This is a genomic window from Micromonospora sp. NPDC047707, from assembly GCF_040704235.1.
Taxonomy (GTDB): domain Bacteria; phylum Actinomycetota; class Actinomycetes; order Mycobacteriales; family Micromonosporaceae; genus Micromonospora.
The window spans coordinates 165328-174330 of sequence record NZ_JBEYSU010000011.1 but is presented as its reverse complement, the minus strand read 5'-3'; the positions used below and the strand labels follow the sequence as shown (position 1 = coordinate 174330).

Annotated in this window: 3 protein-coding genes and 1 pseudogene; 1 reads left to right on the top strand and 3 read right to left on the bottom strand. The window is 72.0% G+C overall.

Features of this window, described 5'->3' with window-relative positions; translation table 11 throughout:
• Positions 1-195 precede the first annotated feature (195 nt).
• Positions 196-2154, bottom strand: a complete 1959-nt coding sequence (locus tag AB0873_RS15520; RefSeq protein WP_366600397.1) for a penicillin-binding transpeptidase domain-containing protein — start codon at positions 2152-2154, stop codon at positions 196-198.
• 287 nt (positions 2155-2441) lie between these two features.
• Between AB0873_RS15520 and AB0873_RS15515 the strand changes: the two genes are divergently transcribed.
• Positions 2442-7496 carry an NAD-glutamate dehydrogenase gene (locus AB0873_RS15515; RefSeq protein WP_366600395.1) on the top strand — a complete coding sequence of 1685 codons (5055 nt, stop codon included), beginning with the start codon at positions 2442-2444 and terminating at the stop codon, positions 7494-7496.
• A gap of 58 nt (positions 7497-7554) precedes the next feature.
• Here AB0873_RS15515 and AB0873_RS15510 read toward each other — a convergent pair whose 3' ends face one another.
• Positions 7555-8322 (bottom strand): class F sortase, encoded by a 768-nt coding sequence (locus AB0873_RS15510; protein WP_366600393.1) that lies wholly within the window; start codon positions 8320-8322, stop codon positions 7555-7557.
• Position 8323: 1 nt separating this feature from the next.
• Positions 8324-9003, bottom strand: a pseudogene (locus AB0873_RS15505) (hypothetical protein); the annotation flags it as partial.

Genomic DNA, 9003 nt, shown 5'->3' with positions numbered 1-9003 from the left:
CGCGGCCCCCCCGCACACCCCCCCCCCCCCCCCCCCGCGGCCCAACCACACCCCCCCCCCCCCCCCCCCCGGGCGGCCCCCCACGCGTGGGACACCGCCGTGCCGGCGGCACGGTGTGGACCGCCGTTCGCCGGCGGGCAGCGCCGACCCGGTCCTCGCCGTCGGGCGGCGGGGACCCGGTCGTCGGGCCGGCGGTCAGCGGGGGAGGGCGCGGAGGAAGCGCTCGGCGATGGGGGCCGCCGTGCCGCTGCCGGAGCCGCCCCGCTCGACGAAGACCGCGAAGGCGACGTCGCCCTGCCAGCCCACGAACCAGGCGTGCGTGTTCGCCGGGTTGTCGTCGTACTCGGCGGTGCCCGTCTTGCCGTGGACCGGGCCGCCCGGCACGTCGGCCAGGGCACTGCCGCTGCCGGCCGTGACCACCTCGCGCATCATCGCCCGTACCGCGGTCAGCGACTCGGCCTTCAGCTCCGGCCCGTCGGCGGCCGGCTTCGCCGGGGCCGGGTCGAGCACGAGTTTCGGCTGGACGAAGCGGCCGCGGGCGACCGCCGCGGTGGCGGAGGCCATGGCCAGCGGGCTCACCACCGTGGTGCCCTGGCCGATGGCCGCGGCGGCCTGCTCGGTCGGGCCGCCGTTCGCCGAGACCTTGCCCGAGAACGCGTCCAGGCCGACGTCCCAGGTGCCCTCCAGGCCCAGCGCGCGGCCGGTGACGGCGAGCCCGTCGGCGCCGAGCTGCGGCGCCAGCGCCACGAAGGCCGTGTTGCAGGACTTCGCGAAGTCGGTGCGGAACGGGACCGATCCGAGCGCGAAGTCGTCCGAGTTCTTGAAGGACCGGCTGTCGACCTCGCGGGTCTTGGGGCACTCCACCGGCTGGTCCGGCGTGACCGCGCCCCGGTCGAGCAGGGCCAGCGCGCTGACCATCTTGAAGGTGGAGCCGGGCGGGACCTGGGCGGTGAAGGCCAGGTTCTCCCCGGCCGGGCCGGGGCCGTTGGCGGCGGCGAGCACGGCACCGTCGCTGATGCGGACCGCCACCAGGGCCGCGCGTCGCTTCTCGGCGCTCAGCGCGGTGTCGGCGGCCTTCTGCGTCGCGACGTCGAGCGTGGTCTTCAGGGGCTCGCCCGGGCGGAACTCCCGGCGGAACAGTTCGGTGCCGGTGGGGGTCAGGGTGCCCTCCGGGCCGGGGCGGTTGACGACGACGGTGAGGCCCGGGGTGCCGCGCAGCCGCTCGTCGTACCGGCCCTGGAGGCCGCCGTGGCCCACCAGGTCGCCGCGCGCGTACCGGTCGGGGTGTTTGGCCAGGTCGTCGGCCTGCGCCGGGTCGACCGTGCCGAGCGCCGCGCGGGCGAACTCGCGGGTCGGCGCGAGGTCCAGCTTGTCGGTCGGGAAGCGCGTGCCGGGCAGCTCGTAGATGCGGGGCTTGATCTGCCGGTACGCCTCGTCGCGCAGCGTCACGACCTCGACCCGCGCGTCGGGCTTGGCCTCGGCGAGGCGCTTCGGAAGGTCGGACAGGTCCACCGGCGGGACGAGCGCGGGCCGGATCGCCTTGAACGCCGCGTCGAGTTTCCGGACCACGCCGGGTACGTCCTTCACCTCCTGCGGCACGAGGGAGACCCGGACCACCGGCCGGGGCGCCACCAGCGGCTGGCCGGCCGCGTCCAGCACCGTCGCCCGGGGACCGGACTCCCGGCGCAGCCCCAGCCGGTCGCCCCGGGTGAGCTGCTCGTGGACGACCTGCGGCTCCCAGATCACCTGCCACTCGTCGTCGCCGCCCCGGGCGAGCCGCACCGGACGGTCGTACGTCCAGCGGGTGTCGCCGGGCAGCGTCCACTCGACGCGTACGGTGGCGGTCGCGGTGCCCGACGTGACCGTCGGCTCGCCGGTGCGGCGCAGCTCCGGCGGGGTGGCCGCCAGCTCACCGGAGAGCTCCTTGATCTCCCGCGTGACATCGGCGGCCGGCACCCGCGCGCCGGTGGCGTCGACGAAGCCGACGGCTTGGAGGTCCCCGGAACGCCAGCCCTTGAGGAAGGCGTCCACGCTGCGGGCCGGCCCGTCCTCGCCCGAGCAGGCGGTGAGCCCGCCGGTGACGAGCAGGGCTGCGGCGAGGAGCGCGTACGGAGAACGTGACGGATGGTGACGGCGGCGGTACGACAGGCGCATGGAACGATCCCCCGAGGTCTGGACTTCCTGCACCGTAGTACGCCCCCGCCGTCCGCATCGTCCCGCTCGGGGCGGGTCGGCGGAAAGACGGGCCCGTGACGGTGTGATGAACAACCCGCGGCGGGGTATCCCGGGACGGGCCAACCGCGTACCCGCAACCAGGTGAAAGGACGACAGTCCCGATCCGGACGTCCGCACTGTGGTCCGCCGACCAAGGCGCGTTTCGGCAGGGCCTAGGCTGGCGGCAGAGTGACCCACAACGCGGTGGGTCGAGGGGAGTGGCACCGATGGACCGGCGTCCGGCTACTAAACCGGGACCCGATCTCCGGCAGGTTGACACCAGCCGGGACGACAACTTCGATTCGGCAACCGATTCCGACGGCTACGGCGAGGTCGACACCGGCGTGACCGGTCTGACCGGTTCGAGCGTCGACACGATCTACGACCTGGGCCTGCCCGCCGACGCGCTGGCCGAGGACGTGGAGGACGCGGAACTCGACGAACCGGTACCCAACGCGGAGCGCCTGGTGGCCCAGGCGGTCGCGCTCGCCGGCGACGATCATGACCTGGCGACCCTGGTCAGCCGCTACTGGCGGTTCGCGCCGGACGAGGAGCTGATCGGCTTCACCGCCGAGGAGATGATCGACGCGGCCCGCACCCACCGGGAGTTGGCCGAGCAGCGGGTACCGGGCGAGCTGAAGTTGCGGATCCACTCACCCGACACCGACCAGCACCACACGGTCGTGGAGATCGTCACCGACGACATGCCGTTCCTGGTGGACTCGGTGACCGCCCTGCTCAACTCGCACCACCTCGACGTGCACCTGCTGGTCCACCCGCTGCTGGTGGTCCGGCGCGAGCCGCTCGGCCGGCTGGTCGAGGTGGCCGCCGACGTGGAGCCCGACGACGCGATCGCCGGTGACCTGGTCGAGAGCTGGATGCGGATCGAGATCGACCCGGTCCGGGACGCCGGCGAGCGGGACACGCTGCGCCGGGAGCTCCAGCGGGTGCTGACCGACGTGCGCGAGGCGGTGGAGGACTGGCCGAAGATGCGCCAGCGCGCCCTGGCCCTCGCCGACGAGCTGGCCGCCGCCCGCACCAGCGACAACCGACCGCCGGTGCCGGAGAAGGACATCACCGACTCGGTCGAGCTGCTGCGCTGGCTCGCCCACGACCACTTCACGTTCCTCGGGTACCGGGAGTACCGCCTGGTGGACGCGCCCGGCGCGGGCGACGGCAAGGCGTTGCAGGCCGTCCTCGGCACCGGCCTCGGCATCCTGCGCTCGGACTCCACTGAGGCCCGGGCGTTGGCGTCGATGACGCCGGAGGCGCACGAGAAGGTCACCGAGAAGCGCCTGCTGATCATCACCAAGGCGAACTCGCGGGCCACCGTGCACCGCTCCGCGTACCTCGACTACATCGGCTTCAAGGTGTTCGACGAGGCCGGCGAGGTGGTCGGGGAGCGCCGCTTCCTCGGCCTGTTCTCCACCGCCGCGTACCGCACCAGCGTGCGTGAGCTGCCGGTGGTCCGGCGCAAGGTGGCGGAGGTGCTCGACCGGTCCGGCCTGAGCCAGCGCAGCCACTCCGGCAAGGACCTGCTCCAGATCCTGGAGACCTACCCGCGCGACGAGCTGTTCCAGATCAAGACCGACGACCTGTACCACGCGGTGATCGGTGTGCTGCGCATGGCCGGTCGCCGGCAGCTGCGGGTGTTCCTGCGGCGGGACGCGTACGGCCGGTTCATCTCCTGCCTGATCTACCTGCCCCGGGACCGGTTCACCACGCAGAACCGCCTCCGTATGCAGGACATCCTGCTGCGGGAGCTGAACGGTGTCGGGGTGGACTACACCACCCGGGTCACCGAGTCGATGCTCGCCCGGGTGCACTTCATCGTCCGCACCGACCCGACCAAGCCGCCGGGTGACATCGACGCGGACCTGCTCGCCGAGGAGCTGGCCGACGCCACCCGCCTCTGGGACGACGACTACCGGCTGGTGCTGGAGCGCAAGCTCGGCGACGAGCAGGCCAAGCACCTGTTCGCCCGGTACACCGACGCCTTCCCGGAGGGCTACAAGGACGGGCACACGCCGTACGAGGCGATGAAGGACCTGGCGAAGCTGGAGCTGCTGGAGGAGCCCGGCCAGCTGGAGATGCACCTGTTCCGCAAGCAGGTGGCGCCGCGCGCCGGCCGTGGCGCGGACGTCGACGAGTCGATGGACGTGCGGTTCAAGGTCTACCGGTACGGCGAGCCGATGATGCTGTCGGCGGTGCTCCCGGTGCTGCACTCGCTCGGCGTGAAGGTGGTCGACGAGCACCCGTACGAGGTGGAGCGCGTCGACGGCCGGATCTGGCTGTACGACTTCGGCCTGCGACTGCCCGAGGGGCACCACGACCTGGCCGAGGTGCGCCCGCACGTGGAGAACGCGTTCGCGGCGGCCTGGCGCGGCGAGGCCGAGGTGGACGGGTTCAACGAGCTGGTCCTGCGCGGCGGTCTCACCTGGCGGCAGGTGGTCGTGCTGCGGGCGTACGCGAAGTACCTGCGGCAGGCCGGCACGGTCTTCTCGCAGGACTACATGGAGTCCACCTTCATCGCGTACCCGCGGGTCGCGGCCCTGCTGGTGCGGCTCTTCGAGGTCCGGTTCGCCCCGGGGGCGATGGGTGCCGAGCAGCGCCAGCAGCAGAGCAAGGAGCTGGTGAGCGAGATCCACGCCGCGCTCGACGACGTGGCCAGCCTCGACCAGGACCGGATCCTCCGGTCGTTCCTGACGCTGATGCAGGCCACGCTGCGGACCAGCTTCTACCAGAAGCGCGCCGACGGGCGGCCGAAGGCGTACGTGGCGGTGAAGCTCGACCCGCAGGCGATCCCGGACCTGCCGGCACCGCGGCCCAAGTTCGAGATCTTCGTGTACTCGCCCCGCTTCGAGGGCGTGCACCTGCGCTTCGGGCCGGTGGCCCGTGGCGGTCTGCGCTGGTCCGACCGGCGCGAGGACTTCCGGACCGAGGTGCTCGGCCTGGTCAAGGCGCAGATGGTGAAGAACGCGGTGATCGTGCCGGTCGGCGCGAAGGGCGGCTTCGTGCTCAAGCAGAAGCCGGGCGACCGGGACGAGGCGGTGGTCTGCTACAAGGAGTTCGTCTCCGCGCTGCTGGACGTCACCGACAACATCGTCAGCGGCGAGATCGTGCCGCCGGAGGACGTGGTCCGGCACGACGGCGACGACCCGTACATGGTGGTCGCCGCCGACAAGGGCACGGCGACGTTCTCCGACATCGCCAACGAGATCTCCACCGCGCACACCTTCTGGCTGGGCGACGCGTTCGCCTCCGGCGGGTCCGCCGGCTACGACCACAAGAAGATGGGCATCACCGCCCGCGGCGCGTGGGAGTCGGTGAAGCGGCACTTCCGTGAGCTGGGGCATGACACCCAGACGCAGGACTTCACCGCCGTCGGCGTCGGCGACATGTCCGGCGACGTGTTCGGCAACGGGATGCTGCTGTCGAAGCACATCCGGCTGGTGGCCGCGTTCGACCACCGGCACATCTTCCTCGACCCGGATCCGGACGCCGCCACCTCCTGGGAGGAGCGCAAGCGGCTGTTCGACCTGCCCCGGTCGTCCTGGGAGGACTACAACCCCGAGCTGATCTCGGCGGGCGGCGGGGTGCACCCGCGTACGGCCAAGTCCGTGCCGATCACGCCGCAGGTCCGGGCGGTGCTCGGCCTCGACGACGACGTCACCCAGATTTCGCCGCAGGAGCTGATGAAGGCGATCCTGACCGCGCCGGTCGACCTGTTCTGGAACGGCGGCATCGGCACCTACGTGAAGGCGTCCAGCCAGACCAACGCGGAGGTTGGCGACAAGTCCAACGACGCGATCCGGGTCAACGGCAAGGACCTGCGCTGCCGGGTGATCGGCGAGGGCGGCAACCTGGGCTTCACCCAGCACGGGCGGATCGAGTACGCCCTGGCGGGCGGCCGGATCTACACCGACTTCATCGACAACGCGGCCGGGGTGGACTGCTCCGACCACGAGGTGAACATCAAGATCCTGCTGAACACGGCGGTCGCCGACGGGGAGCTGACCGTCGCCGAGCGGGACGAGCTGCTCGCCCAGATGACCGACGAGGTCGCCGACCTGGTGCTGCGGGACAACTACGACCAGGCCCGGGCGATCAACAACGCCCAGGCCCAGGCCGCGTCCCTGCTCCCGGTGCACCGGCGGATGATCAGCGAGCTGGAGCGGTCCGGTGCGCTGGACCGCGCGCTGGAGGCCCTGCCGCCGGACGAGGAACTCGCGATCCGGACCGAGTCGGGCCTGACCGCGCCGGAGTTCGCGGTGCTGCTCGCGTACGTGAAGATCGCGCTGGAGAAGGAGATCCTGACCGAGGGGCTCCCGGACGAGGAGTGGACGACCGACGTCCTGGTCAACTACTTCCCCACCCCGATGCGGGAGCGGTTCGCCGACCGGATGGGCCGGCACCGGCTGCGCCGGGACATCGTCACGACGTTGCTGGTCAACGAGGCGATCAACCGGGGCGGCATCTCGTTCGTCTTCCGGGTCGTCGAGGAAACCGCCGCCAGCGCCGCCGACGTGATCCGCGCGTACGTCGTGGTCCGCGAGGTGTTCGGGCTGCGTGACCTGTGGGCCGCGGTGGAGGCCCTCGACGACAGGATCGCCCCCGAGCTCCAGACGGGTGTCTACCTGGACACCCGGCGGCTGCTCGACCGGGCGGTGCGGTGGCTGGTGACCAACCGCCGGTCGCCGATCGACGTGCCGGCGGAGATCGCCCGTCTGCGCGACGGGGTGGCCCGCCTCCTGCCCGGGATGGAGACCCTCTTCTACGGCAGCGAGCGGGAGGCCATCGCGGCGCACATCGACTCGATGGCCGCCAAGGGCCTGCCGCGGGACCTCGCCGAGCACGCCGTCCGGCTGATGTACAGCTTCGGCCTGCTCGACGTGGTGGAGACGGCGGCGAGCAGTGGCCGGGACGTGGGCGAGGTGGCGTCGGTCTACTTCGTGCTCTCCGACCGGTTCCGGGTGGACTCGCTGCTGTCGAAGATCTCCCTGCTGCCGAGGGAGGACCGCTGGCAGACCCTCGCGCGGATGGCGTTGCGCTACGACCTGTACGCGGCGCTGGCCGCGCTCACCGCCGAGGTGCTGGACTCCACGCCGGACACCCTGCCGCCACACGAGCGGGTGCACCAGTGGGAGCAGTCGAACGCGACCTCCATCCACCGGGCGCAACGGGCGATGGGGGAGTTCGACGAATCCCGCGCCGACCTGGCGGCCCTGTCGGTGCTGCTGCGCCAGATCCGGACGCTGGTGCGAACCTCCGCGGCCTCGTGATGCCGCACGCGACCCGGCGGTCGGCTCGTCCGACCGCCGGGCCGCGTCGCACCGCGCGTCATTCCGCCCGGCTGGCGAAGACGACGATGTTGTCGGGGTAGCTGCCGGCGGTCCGGTCGAAGATGCCGCCGCAGGTCACCACCCGTAGCCCGACCTTGTCGGTGGGGCCGTAGACCTGCTCGGTGGGGAAGGCGGTCTTCGGGTACGCCTTCACCGACTCGACGGTGAAGCCGACCTGCCGCCCGTCGGCCCGGGTGACGTCGATCCGGTCACCCGGCTGCAACGCGCCGAGGGAGAAGAAGACCGCCGGGCCCATCGCGGCCGAGTCGACGTGCCCGACGATCACCGAGTTGCCGACCTCGCCCGGGCTGGGTCCCGGCTCGTACCAGCCGGCCAGGTGTGCCTGCTTCAGCGGAGGCACCTCGACCGTTCCGTCCGGGTTGGTCCCGAGCTGCATGATCGACGCGTCGACGTCGATCCGGGGAATGGCGATCCGGGTGGGGGCGGACCGGGGCAGTCCGGCGGGGGTCGGCGGGGCGACCACGTCCGGATCGCCGCCCTCGGCCGGATCGCCGCCCTCGGCCGGATCGCCGCCCTCGGCCGGAAGGTCGGCCTCGATCGGGCCGGCGGCGTCGGGCTCGGCCTCGACCGGGCCGCTGGAGGCGGGTCCGGCCTGGGCGAGCGGCTGTGGGGGCCGGGGAGCGGGGGCGTCCTTGAGCGAGGCCCCGATCAGGCCCGAGCCCACCATGGCGAGCAGGACGACGACCGCGGCGCCGGCGGCACGCCACGGAAACCCGTGACGGCCGCCGGCGCGTGTCGTCGTCATGTCAGACGAGAGCACCGTCGGTCCGACGCCGGCGCAGCAGCACCAGGCCACCCAGGGCGGCGGCACCGAGCAGGCCCGCTCCACCGGCGGCCAGGCCCTGGTCGGTGCCGGCGGTCATGCCACCGTCACCGCCGTCGACCCCGCCCTTGGGGAATACCACCAGCTTGCCATCGCCGCACGAGCCCTCGATCTTGTAGACGCCCGGCTTGGCCCACTTGTCGACCTTGGCCTCGCCGTAGTAGACGAAGTCCTTCTTGTGCTCCCACCGGTCCTTGCCGTGGTCCTTGGACTTCTCGTCGTCGTGCCGCTTGTCGTCGTGCCGCTTGTCGTCGTGGCGCTTGTCGTCGTCGTGGCGCTTGTCGTCGTCGTGCCGCTTGTCGTCGTGGCGCTTGTCGTCGTGGCGCTTGTCGTCCTCGCGCTTCTTGTCGTCCTCGCGCTTCTTGTCGTCCTCGCGCTTCTTGTCGTCCTCGTGGCCCTTCCAGTCACGGCCCTCCGCGTCCTGGCCGTACTCGTCGCCCTTCCAGTCCTTGCGGTCCTTTCCGTGCTCCGAGTCGTCGGCAGCGCCGCCCCCGTAGCCGTCGGGCCGCATGGTGATGGTCTCGTCCGGCTCGGGACGCTTGTCGTCCTTGCCGTCCTTGCGGTGGTCGTCCTTCTTGTCGTCGTGCCGCTTGTCGTCGTCTA

Coding starts and splice junctions, on each gene's coding strand:
- AB0873_RS15520 (WP_366600397.1), bottom strand. CDS start 2,154: ATGCGCCTGTCGTACCGCCGCCGTCACCATCCGTCACGTTCTCCGTAC.
- AB0873_RS15515 (WP_366600395.1), top strand. CDS start 2,442: ATGGACCGGCGTCCGGCTACTAAACCGGGACCCGATCTCCGGCAGGTT.
- AB0873_RS15510 (WP_366600393.1), bottom strand. CDS start 8,322: ATGACGACGACACGCGCCGGCGGCCGTCACGGGTTTCCGTGGCGTGCC.